Annotated in this window: 18 protein-coding genes; 6 read left to right on the forward strand and 12 right to left on the reverse strand. The window is 56.3% G+C overall.

Annotation, left to right across the window (positions count from 1 at the left end):
• Positions 1-126: 126 nt before the first annotated feature.
• A complete protein-coding gene (locus IPM39_18010) occupies positions 127-579 on the reverse strand; it encodes a hypothetical protein (GenBank protein ID MBK8987934.1) in 453 nt (150 codons plus the stop codon).
• A 200-nt stretch (positions 580-779) separates the two neighbouring features.
• A complete protein-coding gene (locus IPM39_18015; protein ID MBK8987935.1) occupies positions 780-2,069 on the reverse strand; it encodes a tetratricopeptide repeat protein in 1,290 nt (429 codons plus the stop codon).
• Between the two features lie 301 nt (positions 2,070-2,370).
• On the opposite strand from IPM39_18015, the gene IPM39_18020 reads away from it, so the two are divergent.
• On the forward strand, positions 2,371-3,324 hold the full coding sequence (locus IPM39_18020) for an alpha/beta fold hydrolase (protein ID MBK8987936.1): 954 nt from the start codon (positions 2,371-2,373) through the stop codon (positions 3,322-3,324).
• A gap of 45 nt (positions 3,325-3,369) precedes the next feature.
• On the opposite strand, the gene IPM39_18025 is transcribed toward IPM39_18020, so the two are convergent.
• The 3 genes from IPM39_18025 to IPM39_18035 are packed head-to-tail and all read right to left on the reverse strand — an operon-like array spanning position 3,370 to position 6,119.
• Positions 3,370-4,125: a hypothetical protein gene (locus IPM39_18025; GenBank protein MBK8987937.1), complete on the reverse strand. Its 756-nt coding sequence runs from the start codon at positions 4,123-4,125 to the stop codon at positions 3,370-3,372.
• Between the two features lie 3 nt (positions 4,126-4,128).
• Positions 4,129-5,178 carry a ketopantoate reductase family protein gene (locus tag IPM39_18030; protein MBK8987938.1) on the reverse strand — a complete coding sequence of 350 codons (1,050 nt, stop codon included), beginning with the start codon at positions 5,176-5,178 and terminating at the stop codon, positions 4,129-4,131.
• A complete protein-coding gene (locus IPM39_18035; GenBank protein MBK8987939.1) occupies positions 5,175-6,119 on the reverse strand; it encodes a methionyl-tRNA formyltransferase in 945 nt (314 codons plus the stop codon). Before IPM39_18035 ends, IPM39_18030 begins: the two co-directional genes overlap by 4 nt.
• Before the next feature lie 171 nt (positions 6,120-6,290).
• On the opposite strand from IPM39_18035, the gene IPM39_18040 reads away from it, so the two are divergent.
• A complete protein-coding gene (locus tag IPM39_18040; GenBank protein ID MBK8987940.1) occupies positions 6,291-6,698 on the forward strand; it encodes a hypothetical protein in 408 nt (135 codons plus the stop codon).
• Between the two features lie 149 nt (positions 6,699-6,847).
• Positions 6,848-7,561, forward strand: a complete 714-nt coding sequence (locus tag IPM39_18045) for a DUF4013 domain-containing protein (GenBank protein ID MBK8987941.1) — start codon at positions 6,848-6,850, stop codon at positions 7,559-7,561.
• 79 nt (positions 7,562-7,640) lie between these two features.
• Here the strand turns inward: IPM39_18045 and IPM39_18050 are convergent, their stop codons facing one another.
• The 3 genes from IPM39_18050 to IPM39_18060 are packed head-to-tail and all read right to left on the reverse strand — an operon-like array spanning position 7,641 to position 9,887.
• The gene (locus tag IPM39_18050) at positions 7,641-8,708 is read right to left on the reverse strand and encodes a hypothetical protein (protein ID MBK8987942.1); all 1,068 of its coding nucleotides are present in this window, start codon (positions 8,706-8,708) and stop codon (positions 7,641-7,643) included.
• 14 nt (positions 8,709-8,722) lie between these two features.
• A complete protein-coding gene (locus IPM39_18055) occupies positions 8,723-9,268 on the reverse strand; it encodes a zf-HC2 domain-containing protein (GenBank protein MBK8987943.1) in 546 nt (181 codons plus the stop codon).
• Between the two features lie 25 nt (positions 9,269-9,293).
• The gene (locus IPM39_18060; GenBank protein ID MBK8987944.1) at positions 9,294-9,887 is read right to left on the reverse strand and encodes a sigma-70 family RNA polymerase sigma factor; all 594 of its coding nucleotides are present in this window, start codon (positions 9,885-9,887) and stop codon (positions 9,294-9,296) included.
• Positions 9,888-10,179: 292 nt separating this feature from the next.
• On the opposite strand from IPM39_18060, the gene IPM39_18065 reads away from it, so the two are divergent.
• The 3 genes from IPM39_18065 to IPM39_18075 all read left to right on the forward strand — a co-directional run bounded on the left by IPM39_18065 (position 10,180) and on the right by IPM39_18075 (position 11,584).
• Positions 10,180-10,623, forward strand: coding sequence for a YjbQ family protein (locus IPM39_18065; protein ID MBK8987945.1), 444 nt, complete (start codon positions 10,180-10,182; stop codon positions 10,621-10,623).
• 261 nt (positions 10,624-10,884) lie between these two features.
• Positions 10,885-11,088, forward strand: a complete 204-nt coding sequence (locus IPM39_18070) for a cold-shock protein (GenBank protein ID MBK8987946.1) — start codon at positions 10,885-10,887, stop codon at positions 11,086-11,088.
• Between the two features lie 13 nt (positions 11,089-11,101).
• Positions 11,102-11,584 carry a peptidylprolyl isomerase gene (locus IPM39_18075; GenBank protein MBK8987947.1) on the forward strand — a complete coding sequence of 161 codons (483 nt, stop codon included), beginning with the start codon at positions 11,102-11,104 and terminating at the stop codon, positions 11,582-11,584.
• 140 nt (positions 11,585-11,724) lie between these two features.
• Here IPM39_18075 and IPM39_18080 read toward each other — a convergent pair whose 3' ends face one another.
• The 4 genes from IPM39_18080 to IPM39_18095 form a co-directional block, all read right to left on the reverse strand.
• Positions 11,725-12,459: a Bax inhibitor-1/YccA family protein gene (locus tag IPM39_18080; protein ID MBK8987948.1), complete on the reverse strand. Its 735-nt coding sequence runs from the start codon at positions 12,457-12,459 to the stop codon at positions 11,725-11,727.
• Between the two features lie 125 nt (positions 12,460-12,584).
• Positions 12,585-12,764 (reverse strand): hypothetical protein, encoded by a 180-nt coding sequence (locus tag IPM39_18085; GenBank protein ID MBK8987949.1) that lies wholly within the window; start codon positions 12,762-12,764, stop codon positions 12,585-12,587.
• 154 nt (positions 12,765-12,918) lie between these two features.
• Positions 12,919-13,395, reverse strand: a complete 477-nt coding sequence (locus tag IPM39_18090; GenBank protein ID MBK8987950.1) for a helix-turn-helix domain-containing protein — start codon at positions 13,393-13,395, stop codon at positions 12,919-12,921.
• A 109-nt stretch (positions 13,396-13,504) separates the two neighbouring features.
• Positions 13,505-15,226: a hypothetical protein gene (locus IPM39_18095; GenBank protein ID MBK8987951.1), complete on the reverse strand. Its 1,722-nt coding sequence runs from the start codon at positions 15,224-15,226 to the stop codon at positions 13,505-13,507.
• Between the last annotated feature and the right edge of the window lie 158 nt (positions 15,227-15,384).

Here is a 15,384-nt window from a genome sequence, read left to right on the forward strand (position 1 = left end):
ATGCCCCCGTTTTTTATGTGTCCGGCAAAATTACAAAAGAGTCCAAGAATTGAATCGCTTACCGGACATTGGCGTTTTTGCCCGACACGACAGTTCGGCGCACGTTTCACCAGACCCCGGTAGCTTTTATTGGTCAGCCTGGTTTTGCTCCTGCGTGTTAACTGGTTTCGCGTGACTGGGCGTCGTCACCCGTTCCGCCAGCGCAGCCAGCCGCTCACTCAACCAACGCAGCCCTTGCGCCGAACCCTTTTTTGCTTCTTCTTTCCAATCAATTTCCTGCACCCGATTTTGCAGCGCCGTCGCCTGCTGGCGGGTTTGCTGCTCCATCGTCTCAGCGACTTTACTGGCAACCGCTTTGCTGCTTCTGGCGGCGACATTAGAAACGCTGTGTTTCATGCCGTCCGTCACCTTGCGGCGCGGTTCGCTGTCCCACGCCTTTTGCACCAATTCGGTCGCTTTTTCGCCCACTTGCTTCGCGCCAGCCCTGACATCCGGCGCTGTAAACCCCGGTTTATCAGGGATTAGCGGCAGGTCTTCTTCTTCAATGACAATGCGGATAGGTTCTTCCTGATTGGTCATCGCGTATCTTCTCTCCCTTTGCTAAGCTATGGTCAGTACGCAGTCCGCTGCGAGCAAGTTGCACACCATGAGCGGTGCACACCATGAGCGGTGCACACCATGAGCGGTGGATGAATGCCCACATCAGCCCAAAATCCGGATCGCCGTAAACTATGGTCATCCATAAAAGCCTTTTCCTGTCGTTTGTATCCATCAATTCCTTAACCATTGCGCAATTCGTCGCTTTTTGCCAGAACAGCCTGGATGGGCACGGCCGTTAAAAACACCTGGCGCAGCCGTTCATCCTCAATCGGCTCGGCAATCTGGTAAATCACCTCGCTGGCAATGCGATAATGAACCTGCGCCAGACTCTCATTGCGTGCTACTTCGGCCAGCGAAGCGTGAAGCTGCCACAACAGCATTCGCCGGTCCGTTTCATGCGCTAGATAAAGCGCCTGCTGCCACAGCTCCTCGGCCGTGTTGGGGTCGGCCTGGGCCTGGGCCACCAGCCCCAACGCATACAGCGACCGGGCCAGATGCCCCTGCGAATCACTGCTAATCGCCAGGTCGCGGATGTGATGCGCGTGAACCAACGCGCTGTCCACCTGGCCCAGTTGTACTTCCGTCACTGCCAGGCCAAACAAGGTATTCATCTGACCATCCAGATTTTCCATTTCCTCCATGATAGCCAACGCCCGGCGCAGATAAAACAGCGCCTCGTCCATCTGCCCCAGTTCCCGATAACTTAAGCCCAGATTGCGACAAATATCCCCTTCCACAAAGCGCAGCCGCGCCTTTTCCGCCAGTTCCAGCGCTTGCTGGTGATAGAGCAAAGCCTGGGCTACGTCATACAACAAGCGGTAACATTCGCCCAAATTATTGAGGGTCACAACATACCGATCCTGGCGATTCATCTGTTCCGCCAGCTTCAGACTAATCTTAAAAACAGCGATGGCCTTGTCCAGCTGCCCGCTGCTGCCGTAAGCCACCCCTTTTTGATTGAGCGACTGCACCTGGCCGGGCACGTCGCTCAACTGTTCAAAGAGAGCCGTCGCCTGATTGAGATGGACCATCGCCTCTTCGGTACGGCCGACCAGCACATAGACGCCCCCAATCCCGGCCAACGCCTGCGCTCGGCCGGTGGCATAATCCAGCGAATCGGCCAGCTGCGCCGCTTCCTGGTACACGCGCAGGGCGCGATCATACTGCCCCAGGCGGCGATATTGACCGCCGATAGCCACCAGGGCGGTGATGGCATGGGCGCCGCTGCCGGCCTCCAGGTGATATTGCTCATAAGCGTGCAGCGCCGCCACTTGTTCGCCCAACAAACCCAACAAACGGCCGCGTTCGCGCAGCGTCGCCAGACGCATTTCCGTGATGTCTGGGTCGGTAGATTTGGGCGAAGTGTTCGCCAACACTTCGGTGTACAACTCGGCTGCCTGCCAGAATTGATTGGTTTTTACGGCCGTTTTCGCCTGTTGAAAAAGCTGCTCTAATGGTGTTGGTATCATGGGTTGGTTTACCTTGTTCAGTGTTCAGTAGCCAGTGTTCAGCAGCCAGTGTTCAGTGTTCAGTCAGGGGTAGCCACACTGAATACTGTACACTGAACACTGTAAACGCGCCTACAGTTTATCCAATTTTGACATCGGTACAAACCGGGTTGTTCAGGTATAATGGACCTGTTTAGTCATCCGTAGGCTGAAGTCCGTATCCCGTTATCCGACGACATTTTCCGGAGGTAGCGGCCTACGGATTACCGATAACGGATTACCACTTACGGGTATTAGGTTTTACGAAGCAAGGAGGTTATCCATGAGTTTACGACGCGCACTTCGTTGGTTTTTTGGGATAGCTGGACTGATTATCGGCCTGGTGGCGGCCATTGCCGCCTTTTTTGCTAAACGCCTCATCAACCCGCCACGTCTGGCGCTGTGGGCTAATCCGGGCGACCTGGGGTTAGGGTACGACGATGTTCAATTTCCGGCTCAAGATGGCGTGCGTATTGCCGGCTGGTTCGTCCCCGCCCCGGCCAATGCCACCCGGCGCGGGGCGACAATTGTGCTGATTCACGGCTGGCCGTGGAACCGGCTGGGAGAAACGGCCGATAACCTGTTTGCCAACCTGACCGGTGAAAAGCCGGTAGATTTGCTGCGGCTGGCCTACAACCTGCACGAAGCCGGTTTTCACGTGCTGATGTATGACATGCGCAATCATGGCGAAAGCGCCGCCGCGCCGCCGGTGGCCTTTGGACAGGAAGAAGCCAAAGATTTGCTGGGCGCGCTTGCTTATCTGAACGGCCGTACCGACACAGACCCACAACGCATCGGCGTGATTGGCTTTTCCATGGGGGCCAACAGCCTGCTCTACGCCCTGCCCCAGACCAGCCAGATTCAGGCCGCCGTGGCCGTGCAGCCCACTACCCTGAGCGTGTTCAGCCAAAAATACGGCCGTGAACTGCTCGGTCCATTAAGCAAAGTGGTGCTGCCGCTAACCGAGCTGCTGCACCAGGCGGCCGGCGGGCTGTATTGGTCGGCGTACCGGCCCTCATTTGCCGCTGCCGGGGCCGGCAAAACGCCGGTCTTGTTTGTCCAGGGCAACAACGACCCCTGGGGCGATGTCGAAGACGTGGCCCACATGGCCCAGGCCATGAGCAGCGCCCGCGGCCCGCTCTTTGTGGATTCAGACGACCGCTTCGGCGGTTACCAGTATGTGATTGACAATCCCAAAGTGGTGATTTCTTTCTTCGAGCAAGAACTGCCCGAATAAAAGGGCGGATGACCTTCATAGACCTGGCAGGCTGCCGAAAACCTGTCAGGTTTTGGCGGCTAAAATTTCAGCCCAGCGGACAGCCGCCGGGTTATTGCTGGTGATGGTGTCTACGCCCCAGGCGACAACGCGGGCATAATCCCACCAAAAGCCACCAGGGCTGCACGCATAACCGGCGGCGTGAATCACATCCACTTCCTCGTGGGTTAGCAAATCGGTGCGTGGGCCGAGGGCGTCTACGCGCAGGTCTTCCACCAGGCACAGTGGGTTGAGTAAACGGCCGCTGTAGATAAAACTGGTGGCAATACGTGGATTGATCCGCTTTACCCGTTGTAACGCGAATTGATCAGCACCCATCAACACCACATCCTCAACCATCCCCCAATCTTCCACCAGCCCTACCACCGCGTCATCCAGAGCCGGGTCAAACAGTGGCCCATGTTTTAGTTCAATCATCAGGGGGATACGCTCCTTGGCCCAGGCCAATACTTCGTGCAAAAAAGGCATCTGCACGCCGCTGAATTGGGCGTCAAAATGGCTGCCCACATCCAACGAGCGCAAAAAATCGGCGGTGTAATCGCCAATCATGCCCGGCAGGTTGACTTTGGCCGCCAGACAGGTGTCGTGGAAGACGATGGCCTGTTTGTCGGCCGTTAGCTGTACGTCCAATTCCAGAATGTCGGCGCCGCCGGCCAGACCGGCAGCAAAAGATGGCATGGTATTTTCTGGCGCGACCTCCAGCGCTCCCCGGTGACCAACCAGCAGGGGACGGCCGTTTTTGCGCGTTCGCAGATCAAACATAGCTTACTTCTCGAATCGTTCTACTTCGGCCAGCAGACGGGCCGGTTTGCCATCAAAATCGCGCCAATCCAGGTCGTGGCGCGCCAGACGCACCAGCACATCGGTCAGGGCGGTATTGACCGGGGTGGGGACCGCATGGGCCAGACCAGCTTTGGCGATGGCCCCATTGTGGTAAATGACTTCGCTGTGACCTTTGTCGGCCATCAGGTCAATCTGGAAGGAGGGCATTTTGTCGCCCCGTCCTTTGGCGACAACGGCCGTCAGAATGGGCTTTAAGGCAAAGCGAGGCGCCTTTTGCACGCCAAACGCCAGCCGTTTGGCCGAAGAGCCGGGTAAATCAACCACTTTTAACTTCAGCGCGTCCATCACCGCCAGGGTTTCGCGCAGCATCCGTACTTCCAGGTCAAACATCGCTGCCGATTTGTAAACAGCGCCCGGCGGCCGATTGAGGATGGCCGATGTGGCGTTGCCGACGATGTTCAACAGCGCTTTAGACCATTTCATCGCCTCATAATTTTTGTAAGCGATGGTGGTCAGGCCAGCCTGGTTAAACAGATGGACCCATTGGCCGATGTCCTGGCCGCGTTGAGCGGGAGCCAGCGCCAGCCCGCGGTCGCTGCGTTCGACGATGATCTGGTTAGACATCGGCTTGCTGACGGGTGTGGTCAGCGCGCCGACGATGATGCGCTCTGGGCCGAATTGTTCAATAAACGGCCGTTCCACGCCAATGCCATTTTGCAGCGTTAGAATGGGCGGCGGGTCGGGGCAAAAGGCCACCAGATGGTCCAGGGCCGTTTTCAGATCATACGCCTTCATGCCCATGATGATCAGGTCAAATCGCGCGTCTGGCAGTGTGAAGGTTTGGGCGACAGAAGTGGTCGTGATGGGGTGGGCAATAAAGGACTGCTCTCCTTCGCTGATGCGCAGTCCCTCGGCTTGAATGCTCTCGGCGGTGACATCGCGCACGATCATCGTCACCTGATGGCCGGATTGGCCCAGGCGCGCGCCGACGTAACCGCCCACCGCCCCCGCGCCATACACCAGGATTTTCATACGGCTTCTCCCAATTGGCCGCCGATGAAATCGGGCCGACCGCGCAGAAATTCGGCCATGTCCAGGGCGCGTTTGCCGGCTAACTGGACAGTGTGCAGCTGCAGGCTGCCCGCGCCGGTGGCGACAACGGCCGTACCGGCCATTTCGCCCTGGAAAACCAGCCCTGGCGCGCCAGCCGCCGACTGCGCAGATGGCCGCGCCGCCAAAATCTTCAGCGGCTGTCCCTGCCAGATGGCGTAGGCTCCCGGCCAGGGCGTCAGGGCGCGAATGCGGCGGTCCAGTTCGGCCGCCGGTTGGGTCCAATGCAAACGGCCGTCCTCTTTTTGGATCATCGGTGCATAGGTAGCCAGAGCATTGTCCTGGGGGGTGGCCGTCAGGCGGCCGGCGATGATGGCTGCCAGATGTTCGGCCAGCAGGTCGGCGCCTAATTGGGCCAGGCGGTCGTGCAGGGTTACGGCCGTATCGTCTGGGCCGATGGGCGTGGCTCGGCAGGTAAAAACCGGGCCGGTGTCCAGCCCAGGGTCCATGCGCATCAGGCAAACGCCGGTTTCAGCGTCGCCGGCCATGAGGGCGTGCTGGATGGGCGACGCGCCGCGCCAACGCGGTAGCAGCGAGGCGTGGACGTTAACACAGCCATGCGGCGGCAGGTCCAGCACATGGGGCCGCAAAATCTGCCCAAACGCCGCCACGACGATGAGGTCTGGCTGCCAATCGCGCAGCGGTGCGGCGGCTTCTTCGCTGCGCAGCGATTTGGGTTGGTAAACGGGAATACCGGCAGCCTCGGCCACCGCCTTCACCGGGGAGGGGCGAAGCTGCTGGCCGCGCCCGGCCGGACGGTCTGGCTGGGTGACGACGCCAACGACAGTTTGGGTTTGGATTAATACCTTCAGGCCGGGCACGGAGAAATCGGGTGTGCCCATGAAGACGATTTTACTACACATAGGGGCATTCTATCTGGGGAAACGGCCGTTGGCAAATTGAAAAGAGCTGACGGGTTTTGAAAAGTCGCCAGGTCTCTTGGTCTTGGGTGGCTATTGACGGCAGCAGGGGGGAGCCATACAATAGCTTTTAGTTATTGGATGCTCCACTAATTTTGTATGGAGGAAAAACTTATGAGCGACGATATGGAAAACTACGACGACTTCCCCGAAAAAGAACCAATGTCAGATTTTGAACCCCTGCCAGAAAAAGAAGAACCGACCAATCTGTTTGGTACAGATGTGACCAGCGACGACAAACTATGGGCGCTGTTGGCTTATGTGTTATCCCCACTAGTCCCAATCATCATCATGGTGATGGAGGATAAGAAGGGACGGCCGTTCTTACGCGCCCACAACGGCCAGGCCTTGGCCTGGGGGTTGTTAACCGTTGTGGTCGGCATGTTCACATCATTTTTATGCGGTATCCCGGCATTTCTGATGTGGCTGCTAGGCTGTTACTGGGGCTGGCAAGCCTACCAGGGACAAATGGTGACGATTCCCGTCATCACCGGCTTTGTTAAAAATCAGGGTTGGGCATAAGCAACCTGTTTGGATCGTTTTAACCGTTTACAGGGCTGGTAGTTCTCACAAAATTACCAGCCCTTGTTTGTGTACAACTGGTTTACAATGGAGACTGTTTGAGTCTCTGTCATTTATATTCTTTTAGCTGTCGAAACAGGAGGTATTTTATGGACATCGCCAAGGCATTTACGTATGTGCTGGAAGATGAACGGTGGATCAACAAGTTGTTGATCGCGCTTATCGTGACACTTTTCTCATTTTTGGTAATTCCCGTGTTTTTCTTGATTGGCTATTCCGTGGCTATTACCCGTAACGTGCGGGCTGGTGTGGAAAAACCGCTGCCGGAATGGGACGATTGGGGCAAATTCTTTATGGATGGCCTGTATATCTTCCTGGCCCAATTTGTCTATACGCTGCCATTTTGGTTGTTGGCCTGCATTGCGGCTTTCGCCACTGGCGGCCTGGGCGCCCTGGCCGATTCCGGCGGCAGTTCGGATGCGGTGGCCGCCTTGCTGGGAACAACGGGACTTATCATTGGCTGTTTGGGCTTTTTGTTTGCGATTGCACTATTTTTTATTAGCCCGGCAATTATTGTGCAATACGTCATCACCGACGAGTTTGCCGCCTGTTTCCGTTTTGGCGAGGTTATTGGCATTGCCCGGCAAAGCATCAGCGATATTTTGATTGTGTTCCTGGCGACGTTTGGCGCCAGTCTGGCGATTGGCGCGATCAGTTCTGTGTTAGCGATTATTCCGTGTGTGGGGTGGGTGCTGACCTTCCTGATTAGTCTGGCGATGGGACCGTATTTAACGACCGTTACCGGTCATCTCTACGGCCAGATCGCCCGTAAAGTTGGCGGCAAACCCGCTAAATTCGCCTGACCCTCTTGCAACCGAATGAAAAAGAGGCGCGTCTTAACCAGACGCGCCTCTTTTTTTGTTGGTAAACCGGGGTTGTGGTTTAGTCAGAATCGGGCAGGGTGTCTAGCACGGCCGTTACCTTATCCTGATTTTCGCCCATCATGCGTACCAACGGGTAGGGCTGCGTGCCAAATTTGGTCAGAGCCACGGCGCCCAGACCGACAAAAGTGATGATCATGCTCACCAGCCCTTCGCCAATCATGAAGGGAATCAGGCTGAACAGACCCAGGCCAAACGTTAGTGCAAACGTGCCCATCGCGGCGACCATTGCCGGACTCATCTTTTGCCGATTCGCCCGCTGCGCCAGCCATTGACCCAGCAGGTCGCCGACGGCAATCCAGCCAAACAACGCGGCTACGCCCAACCCGGCCAGCAAAGCAAAGACCACCGCAAAGCCGACGATGCCTATGCAGATGAGCAGCAGCACAGCCGAAATCAGGGTAAGCAAGAGGGCCAGGGTCGGCACGGCTACGGCCGTCAGAAAACCGACAGTGCCGCTGGCGACTGGCTTGCGCCTTAGAGCCGATTCCACCTGGCTCAGATGGTTGGGCGCCAGGGAGACGACGGCAAAGGCCAGAATGCCAAACAGCAGGCTGCGGGCGATGACGCCGATAAAACTGCCAACACCAGAACCGGTGTCAGCCGATGGCCCGCGCACCGTTCGATGAGGACCTTCGCCGAACTGGGGCGAAACCTGGTTGGCTAAACCGGCCAGAGCGGCCAGCGGTAGAAAGTCGGGCAGACCGCCGACGTTGGTGCAGCCCAGACCAGCGGCGCTGTTGTCGTTGATGCTGCCGTTGAGGACGACACAATCACCATTGATGACGGCCGTTTCCGCCGCATCCAGGTTGCCATTAAACAAAACCAGGTCGCCGTTGATCGTGCCAGAGATGTTGGCATCGCCTTTAAACAGCGCCACGTTGCCATTGACAGTGCCTTCCGGCTCAATCTCCAGGCTGCCTTCAAACAAGATCACATCGTTGTTGACGCTTTCACCCGTTTCTACCGTCTGATCGCCGTCAAACGGCGGGGCGGCAAAGGCGGCGCTGGCGGGTACGGCCGTTAGCAACAAAACCAATACTAATACCAATAACATTCGTTTATTCATCGGATAACTCCCAATTATGAAATTCGCTGTGGGTTCGGCTGGAAGATTAACTGCCGGGACACACCACCCCAAACAGAGACGATGCCCAGCAGGACCAACAACCAGCCCAGCAGGGCCGGCTGCTGCACAATCACCTGGCCTAATCCAGACAGCAGCGCCGCGGCGATTGTGCCCATTACCTGCCATGCCTGTCCGATGGATTGACTAATACTGCTCAGAATAGTCGGTTCGCTGAGGATTGGCCGCATCACAAATGCCAGCCAGATGCCCAAAGCGATAGGCAGGACACCTCCCAAAAGCAGCAAGATATAAACGGCCGTCAACGCCCAGACGCGCGTCCGCCGATTTGGCAGCCGGGCAAGGGTACGCTGGGCAAAATCCACCGCCGGGCTGAGGGCCGGCGCTTGCTGCAACAGCGTATGCACGGCCAGCAGCGCCTGCCATTCTTGTTGGCAAGATGGACACGCGCGCAGGTGAGCCTCTAGCTCGACCTGGTCGCTGTCTACAAGCTCACCATCGAGCGCCTCCATCATTAAGAGATAAGTCTCTTCGTGTTCCATAACCTTCTCCCTTTTCTCCTTATTGTCATGAGACGGCCGTCAACGCCGCCGATTCAACCATCGGACCCAGCCCATTGCTCTGGCCCACCTCCGCCAGCAAACGGCGCGCCCGGAATAATCGGGACTTAATCGCGCTGACGGTGGTGTCCATCATTTCAGCAATTTCCTCGTAGGATAGGTCGTACCAATACCGCAGCACAACCGTCTGGCGGTAATCGTCCGGCAGTTCCTGCAGCAGCGTCTGCACCATCACTTGCTGCTCATTCATCACCATCTGCGCTTCCGGCCCTTTGGAATTATCGGACATCAAGGCCGGGTGGGGTGGCAGCGGTTCGTCCAGAGACAGCAGCAGTGCCCGCCGTTTGCGGATGAGATCAATGCAGTAATTAGAAGTGATCGAAAGCATCCAGGTGCTAAATTTGTGCTCCGGGTTGTAGCTATCCAACCGCGTATACGCACGAATAAACGCCTCTTGGGCCGCTTCTTCTGCTTCACCCGCATTGTTCAACATGCGGTACGCCAGATTAAAGACAGGCGTCTGATAAGCTTCGACCAGCTTGCCGAACGCCGCTTTGTCGCCTTGCCTGGCATGGTCAAGCCAAATTTGTTCTTCGTTCAACGTTCAATCTCCTGACAATTCACCCCCTACTACGCACCGCTGTAGGGAAAGTTGCAGGCGCATAAGTCCTCGGTGGAATGGAAAACATCGGCAGTTTAGGAACAAGAGTTAATTAACTTACCGGCCACAGCAAATGGACAAGTTATTTAAGTGCCATTCCTTAGGGCATTTCATATGTTGTTTGATCGGGCCTGGCAACAATGGCGCCGCCCGCTGGCGTTGTACAGTAGCCAACAACAGGTTTTGTGTCCAGTCATTGACAGGGTCATACCCGATTCTTACAATACCGCCCATGACTTGGTTACAAAAAGAAATCACTCTCTCCGCCAAACGGCGTGGCCTTCATCTGGTAACTGCCGAAATTGTGCAGCAGGTACCTGAATTAAGCGACTACGCTGTCGGTTTGGCCCACATCTTTATCCAACACACCTCCGCCTCGCTGACCCTGAACGAAAACGCCGATCCGACAGTACGCCACGACTTTGAGCGCCATTTCAACCAGATGGTCCCCGAAAATGCCGCCCATTACCAGCACACCGATGAAGGACCAGATGATATGCCGGCGCATATCAAAGCGGCGCTGCTTGGCCCCAGTGTGACCATGCCCATCAAAAACGGCCGTCTCCATTTGGGTGTGTGGCAGGGCATTTACCTCTGTGAACACCGCGACCGGGCACACAGCCGCCGGTTGGTGGTGACGTTGAACGGCCGTTTGCGGTTAGAGCGCCAGACGTGACAAGTGACGTTGGGCTATCAAATCGGCAACCATGCTGGAACGAGCCGAAAACAAAGCGCACGGGGCGGCGCTGGTGCTGGGCGGAGGGGTAAAAATCCTCAGATAGCAATTGACTTGCTCTACATCTTAGGATAAAGTTTGCCCAAGATTTTAGTAAGTTTTTGCTTCGGAAACCGAGAGAACCGTCCAGACTTACACCGTCTGGACGGTTTTTTTCGTGGCAAGAATGAATTTTGAAGGAGATTTTTTAAGATGGACGAAATAGAACAAGGTACAGTGAAATGGTTTAGCGACCAAAAAGGGTATGGCTTTATTGCCCGCGATAAGGGTGGCGATGTGTTTGTCCACTTCTCTGCTCTGGGTGATCAACAAGGCTTCCGCACGTTAGCCGAAGGCGAGCGCGTCGAATTTTCGGTGCAGATGGGCCAGAAAGGTCTATCGGCCGTCAACGTCAGCAAAATTTAGGGCCGGCATTTTAATGAGCCAAACTACTACACAGGTTGCCGACGACCTGGTTATCAGTATGCACTACACCCTGACCCTGGAAGATGGGCAGGTCGTTGATTCATCTATCGGGAACGATCCGTTGCAGTTTCTCCAAGGTTTTGGGCAAATTATCCCTGGTCTGGAAAAAGAGCTGTATGGCCTGGCTGTGGGCGACAACAAAAAAGTCAACGTGGCGGCCGTAGACGGCTACGGCGAAATAGACCCCGACGCTTACCAGATCGTCCCGCGGGACATCTTCCCTGAAGATCTAACGCTGGAGGAAGGGATGGGGCTGCGGATGCGCGACCAGAGCACGGGACAGTTAATTGAGACCTACGTGGCCGAAATTCGTGACGAAGAGGTGCTGCTGGACTTCAACCATCCATTGGCCGGTGAAGACCTGACCTTTGAGATTGAGATTACCGCCATTCGCGCGGCCACAGACGAGGAATTGGCGCACGGTCACGCACATTAGTACCCGTATTCGGTATTCCGTGGGGCGCTACCTCTGGCAAATGCCAACGGAAAACCGCATACGGACTTCGGTTTACGGCTGGTAACAAGCAAAAAAAAGAGACATTCGGAGTTTCCGAATGTCTCTTTTTTTGTCCTGATTTAACGACGCCGGCCGAACAGCCGTAAAATGTAGAGGAACAGGTTGATGAAGTCCAGATACAGCTTCAGTGCGCCCAGGACGCTGATCCGGCCTACCACAGCCTGGATGTCACCGCTTTGGCTGGCCGCCTGGTAGGTCATTTGTTTGATGGTTTTGGTATCGTAAACGATCAGCCCCATGAAGATAAGGATGCCAGCGTAGGTGATGATATAGTCCAGGATGCTGCTGCGCAGGAACATGTTGACCAGTGTGCCCAAAATCAAACCGATCAAGGCAAAAAATAGAATAGGCCCCCATTTGGTGAGGTCTTGTTTGGTCGTCAGCCCAACGATGGTGAGCAGGATGAAGATAACGGCCGTTACCCCAAACGCCATCGTCACCACGCCTAAATCATAGGCCAGCAAAATCGCCGACAGGGTGACGCCATTCAGGGCGGCATAAGCAAAAAACAGCCCCAACGCCGCCCCAGTAGACAGCTTCGGCAGCGCTCGGACCAGGGCAATAACCAGGCCAATTTGGGCCACAAACAAAAGCAGCAGCACCCAAACAGAGCCAAAGACAAAGTTTAGGATAGCTTCATTGGTGACGACGTAGAAGGAAACGGCCGTTGTTACCACCAACCCCAATGTCATCCACAAATAAACACGGGCCATGACGGCGTTAAACGTCTCCGCCAGTTTTACGTCTGAAATGGGAGCCGGGATATTCGGCTGATAATTCGATTCATAAGACATGGTGCATACCTCCCACGCTGCCGGTGCAGCGCATATTAAGTTGATGGGAGTATAACACCGGCGGGTTAAAAAGCATCTGCCTGAGAGACGGCAGACAGCACGCTAAACCTGCTGCCTGATTCGGCTTAAGAATTATCTCTTGCTGGTTTGTCCAGACGACGCTTGTTTTCTTGTGCCACTTCTAAATGCCCTACCCGCCGCGATAAACTTTGCAGCAGCAGCATCATCTGGCCGACAGCCTGCTCGGTTGATAATTCATCTCGCTCCCATTTTTTCAGCAAGGTATCCAAATCGTGTGCGCTCATGCCATACTCCCTTTTTTGTGCTGCGCCCGTGCCGTCTGCTTCTTGACAAGATATGCCATTTACCAGTACGATCTGTAAACATTTTATACGATATAGTAATCTATATTATTCGTTATATGATTTTTTGTCAACAATTTGGCAAAAAAAAGCGCGGTTATTCATATGGGAAACCGGCCTGTTCGGCGACGAGGGTGAGCAGCTTGGATGAGGAGCGGCGTGGTTCATAGGCGCCTGTTTCCCATTCGCTGATGGTGGGCTGGCGCACGCCCAACTCGCGGGCGAACTCGTTCTGGTTCAGCCCCATGTGGTGGCGCAGCGCTTTGATGAGGTTGGCGTCCCACAAAACGATGTTTCCTTCGCGCTGCACATTGTAGACACGGCCCCGTTTGCCGAAAGTGACTTGTTCGGCGGCCAGGTCGAGAACCTCGACGTGATATTTTGCGCCAAGCCAGGCAGTGGCCTGCACTGCGCCCTGGCTGCGATTGCTCCACCAGGCTCTTTGGGTGCGGGCTGTGGGCGGCAGACGGTCACCAAGCAGCGTTTCAATGACCGTGAACGTTAGTATTACTTCATCTTGCCCGCTTTGCTGCAAATAGTTATAAAGCGGATAGTATTTGGTACCTTCTTTCAAATTGCGGATCCCTTGCCAGGCCTAAGACGCTCTACACGATTCTTTGCATGAGGCTGGCAAATGCTGTCATGGGTTTTGTTAGATGAATGCGGTTTATACGGCAGCGAAATTATACCTTTTTAGCCAACCACAGGCCAACCACTACCAGACCTACCAGCAGCGCTGCGCCCAAAAACCAGTAGGAGAGCGAATCGTTCATCTGTGACGACGGTGGTAAGGGCACGGCCGTTGGCGGAATACCCGTTGGCGGCGTATCCGTTGGCGTATTTATCGCTGCTGGCACAGCGGTGACGGTGGAACTGGGCGATGCGGTGGGCGTATTCGTGGCTGTTGGTGTCGTCGTTGGGGTAGCGGTGATGGTCACCGTGGGCGGTGTGGTCACCGTGGGTAGTGTGGTCGGCGTGGTCGTCGCCGTGGGTGGTGTGGTGGGCGTGGCCGTAGGCGAACCGGTGGCTGTTGGCGTCACATCCGGGTCGGGCGTGGGTGTGGGGAAGCCGGGCGGCAGCGGCGTCGGCGGTAAGGCGGTGCCCTGCGTGGCCTGCACCAGGTAATAGGCCGTGCCGCCGATCATGCAGTAGTCGCCGATGGACTGTGTGCAAAGCGCGCCGGGCAGTTCCACCCGGAATTCACCATCCTCGGCCTTAATCTCCCGTGAGCGGCCCCACATGTCTACCCAGAGGGCGGAGGGGGCGGTGGCGGGGATAACGGCCGTAAACGTCTTACCCGGCAGCCGAGCAAACAACACTGTCGTCGTCTGGCCTCTTTGGTCCAGGCGAATCTGCCCTATCTCATTCCAACGCTCCCGCTCCGCGCGAATGGTTCCGGCCATATAACGGATGGTGTGGATGTAGGTCTCAAACGCCGGACGGCGTGTGCCCTGCATCCGCAGCAGGCCAAAAGGCTCCGGGTTGGCCTCGCGGTCGCTGCGCAAATCGAACAGCTTATACACAGCGATGCGCTCCGCCCCCGCCGCCAGCGCCGCCGCCGCTGCCTGCGGGATAAAGGCCGCCTGCTCGGTCATCGTCACCGAAAGGGTCCAGTTTTCCACTGTCCAGGATTCGTCGTCCATCGGTGGGGCGTTGGTCTCCACCAGCCAGACCGGCCGCCAGGGCAGGCCGCGGGCGGCCATCTCATCATACAAAATGCGGATGCCGTCGTAGATGGTGGCGGGCTGGAAGTAGAGGTGGGCGGTGGCGACGTCGAAGAAGTAGCCGTTGGCCGCCGCGTCTGGTTGAGCGATGAGGACGTCGAAAAAATCGCCGATGTAATCGGGGTTCCAAAAGTAGGTGAAGGCGGGCAAATGAATCACCGCCAGAGGGCTGCTCTCTTTGGCGACCAGGTAGGCGACGCGCAGCAGTTGGATGAAGTCTTCGATGTCGCCGTCCCAGGTGTGGCCGGGGGCAGCCACATCGTCTATGTCCGGCTCGTTCCAGATGATCCAATGGTTGATACGGCCGTCGTATCGTTCCACCATCTCCCGCACAAAAACCGCCCAGGTATTGCCAGGGTCGTTGTGGGGCAGGTAGAGGCCGCGCGGCAGCAAATTGTCGTCACGCGCCCAATCGGGAATGCCGATGAGCAGGCCCACCACTTCACGCCCGGCAGCAACTTCGCCGTCAATCTGCTCATCACTGACGCGGGGCTTCCAGCTATCGGGGCCGTCCGGCTGGGTTTCGGCCCATTGGAAGCGCACGCGCGTCCAGCTAACGCCCAAATTGTTGGCGGCGCGGGGAGAGGTGTAGCTCTCAATCACGCCAAAGCGCCAATCTATGGCTTGCTGCGCCGGCCGGGCCTGGGCCGTTTGCTGCCGCCCCAATGTCAAGAGCAGCAATAGACCACATCCAATCCACCATGTTCGCTTCATCATGGGCCAAATTTTAGTGGCAATGGGTTTGGTGTCAAGCGGGGGAAGTTGAGCATGGAGATTGAACAAGTCTCCCTTGAAAATAGAGTTGTCAAATCTTAAAGATTTGACAACTCGAATGAAGT

It is taken from the genome of Candidatus Leptovillus gracilis, from assembly GCA_016716065.1.
Lineage (GTDB): Bacteria > Chloroflexota > Anaerolineae > Promineifilales > Promineifilaceae > Leptovillus > Leptovillus gracilis.

What these genes read in the sequence shown, in the direction of transcription:
- IPM39_18045 (MBK8987941.1), top strand. Translation starts at nt 6,848, where the DNA reads ATGGACATCGCCAAGGCATTTACGTATGTGCTGGAAGATGAACGGTGG.
- IPM39_18025 (MBK8987937.1), bottom strand. Translation starts at nt 4,125, where the DNA reads ATGTTTGATCTGCGAACGCGCAAAAACGGCCGTCCCCTGCTGGTTGGT.
- IPM39_18035 (MBK8987939.1), bottom strand. Translation starts at nt 6,119, where the DNA reads ATGTGTAGTAAAATCGTCTTCATGGGCACACCCGATTTCTCCGTGCCC.
- IPM39_18080 (MBK8987948.1), bottom strand. Translation starts at nt 12,459, where the DNA reads ATGTCTTATGAATCGAATTATCAGCCGAATATCCCGGCTCCCATTTCA.
- IPM39_18055 (MBK8987943.1), bottom strand. Translation starts at nt 9,268, where the DNA reads ATGGAACACGAAGAGACTTATCTCTTAATGATGGAGGCGCTCGATGGT.
- IPM39_18040 (MBK8987940.1), top strand. Translation starts at nt 6,291, where the DNA reads ATGAGCGACGATATGGAAAACTACGACGACTTCCCCGAAAAAGAACCA.
- IPM39_18030 (MBK8987938.1), bottom strand. Translation starts at nt 5,178, where the DNA reads ATGAAAATCCTGGTGTATGGCGCGGGGGCGGTGGGCGGTTACGTCGGC.
- IPM39_18020 (MBK8987936.1), top strand. Translation starts at nt 2,371, where the DNA reads ATGAGTTTACGACGCGCACTTCGTTGGTTTTTTGGGATAGCTGGACTG.
- IPM39_18075 (MBK8987947.1), top strand. Translation starts at nt 11,102, where the DNA reads ATGAGCCAAACTACTACACAGGTTGCCGACGACCTGGTTATCAGTATG.
- IPM39_18015 (MBK8987935.1), bottom strand. Translation starts at nt 2,069, where the DNA reads ATGATACCAACACCATTAGAGCAGCTTTTTCAACAGGCGAAAACGGCC.
- IPM39_18085 (MBK8987949.1), bottom strand. Translation starts at nt 12,764, where the DNA reads ATGAGCGCACACGATTTGGATACCTTGCTGAAAAAATGGGAGCGAGAT.
- IPM39_18010 (MBK8987934.1), bottom strand. Translation starts at nt 579, where the DNA reads ATGACCAATCAGGAAGAACCTATCCGCATTGTCATTGAAGAAGAAGAC.
- IPM39_18065 (MBK8987945.1), top strand. Translation starts at nt 10,180, where the DNA reads ATGACTTGGTTACAAAAAGAAATCACTCTCTCCGCCAAACGGCGTGGC.
- IPM39_18050 (MBK8987942.1), bottom strand. Translation starts at nt 8,708, where the DNA reads ATGAATAAACGAATGTTATTGGTATTAGTATTGGTTTTGTTGCTAACG.